This is a genomic window from Aquabacterium sp. (assembly GCF_004297345.1).
Classification (GTDB): domain Bacteria; phylum Pseudomonadota; class Gammaproteobacteria; order Burkholderiales; family Burkholderiaceae_C; genus Aquabacterium.
The window spans coordinates 1-1,921 of the sequence record NZ_SCTN01000548.1 but is presented as its reverse complement, the minus strand read 5'-3'; the positions used below and the strand labels follow the sequence as shown (position 1 = coordinate 1,921).

The 1,921-nt window shown below is 62.7% G+C and carries 3 protein-coding genes; all 3 read right to left on the bottom strand.

The window, feature by feature from the left end; translation table 11 throughout:
* Positions 1 to 443: cytochrome b/b6 domain-containing protein (locus EPO09_RS21125; RefSeq protein WP_290646397.1), on the bottom strand; the 443-nt coding region annotated here is incomplete at its 3' end.
* On the bottom strand, positions 440 to 715 hold the full coding sequence (locus EPO09_RS21120) for a PepSY domain-containing protein (protein WP_290646395.1): 276 nt from the start codon (positions 713 to 715) through the stop codon (positions 440 to 442). The genes EPO09_RS21125 and EPO09_RS21120, both read right to left, overlap by 4 nt.
* 26 nt (positions 716 to 741) lie before the next feature.
* A partial coding sequence (locus tag EPO09_RS21115) for a response regulator (RefSeq protein ID WP_290646393.1) occupies positions 742 to 1,921 on the bottom strand: 1,180 nt, incomplete at its 5' end.

Genomic DNA, 1,921 nt, shown 5'->3' with positions numbered 1-1,921 from the left:
ATCACCACCACACCAGCCCAGTGAATCAGGATGCTGCCCTGCAGCACCCAGGCGATGGCTTCATGGGTGTCGATCAACCAGTCTTCACCCCAGTAGGCATCCAGTTGGGTCATCCAGCCGGAGATGCCCAGGGCCAGCACCAGCAGCCACAGCAGCCACGCCATGAGCATGCCGGCAGGGTTGTGCCCCAGGCTGCGGTGCACCTGGCCGGCCTTCAGTCCAAGCAGATGCCGTTTCAGCACGGCGGGGGCAGGCAGACCAACATGAGCGGCATCGCCCCGTGGCCGGCTGAAACCATAGGCCAGTCGCAGCAGCACCGTCAGCGCAGCCGCATAGCCAGCATAACGGTGCGTAGGGCCGGTGTCATTGAACAGGTTGAACAGCACCAGGGCCGCCAGCAGCCAGTGGCTGACCCTGACAGCCGCACTCCAGACCTGTATCACTTCTCGATTTCAGCCTTGACGATGTCCAGTGTCTTGGGGTCGAAATAGATCTCGACCTTCTTGCCGTCTTTGTTCCAGCCGTAGATCTCGTAGCACTGGCCATCGACCTTGAACTTGCGGATCTTGTAGCCGTCGGCTTCCAGTTTGGCCTTGGCATCGCCTTCCTTCATCCATTCGGCTTTGGGGTGGGCCTCGCACTTGGCGCCAGCTTGCGCGGCAAGGGGCAGCGCGAGTGCAGCAATCGGGAGCAGAGTGGCAATAATTTTCTTCATGTGATTTCTCCGCGAATGATTCGCATTCATGTTTCCATTCTGGCACGTTGTGCGACCCGAATCCAGCGCGAGATCACCTGGTACATCTGATTCACGTCTAGCGGCTTCGGGATATGGTCGTTCATGCCCACGGCGAGGGCACGGTCCCGGTCGCTGACCAGGGCGCTGGCCGTCATGGCGATGATGGGCAGATGCCGCCACTTGTCGTTGGCGCGAATGCGCTGGGTGGCGGTGTAGCCATCCATGCGCGGCATCTGGCAGTCCATGAGCACGCAGTCGAAAGCCGGATCGTCCTGAAGGTGTTGCAAGGCCTGGGCGCCATCTTCAGCAATGATGACTTCGGCGCCGGCTCGCTGCAGCAACTCTCTGGCCAGTTCCTGATTCAGTGGCTGGTCTTCGGCCAGCAGCACGCGGATGCCCTTCAGATCGGGGGCCTTGATGGCCGCAGGTGGGGCGGCCGCGTGCTCGGCGATGACCCGCATGCCTGCGCCTTGTGTCAAGGCTCGGGTGAGGCTGTCAAAAAGGGTGGAGGGCGTCACAGGCTTGGTCAGCACATCGGCCAGCGGGATGTCCTTGGCGGCTTTCATGGCGTCCGCCTTGTTGAAGGCCGTCACCAGCAGGATGCAGGGATTGGCATGCGGGAAGCGGGCTTGCGCCAGTTCGTGAACGTGCCGCGCACAGGTCACGCCATCCATGCCGGGCATCTTCCAGTCCAGCAGGATCCAGTCATAGGGTTGCGGCGTTTGCTGAACTTGCGTCAGCGCCTCTTCGCCGCTGCTGGCGAAGTCCACCTTCAGGCCCAGCTTGCTGGTCATCTGGCCCAGCACCTGGCGCGCATCGGCGTTGTCGTCCACCAGCAGCACACGCTTGCCTCGCCAATCGTCGCTGAGCAAGGCCATCGGTGTCTGGCGTTCAGGCAGGCGCATGCGCACCGTGAAGTGGAAGGTGGAGCCGACGTTGAGCTGGCTGTCCACCCATACGCGGCCATCCATGCGCTCGGCCAGTTGCCGGGAAATCGTCAGGCCCAGTCCAGTGCCGCCGAAGCGGCGTGTGGTCGAGGCATCCACCTGGCTGAAGGCCTGGAACAGCTTGCTTTGCTGCTCCGGGCTCATGCCCATGCCGGTGTCGCGCACCCAGCCGTGCAGCACGACGTCCTGCCCGTTGCGATGCTGCATTTCCAGCCCGATGGTGACGCTGCCCTGGTCG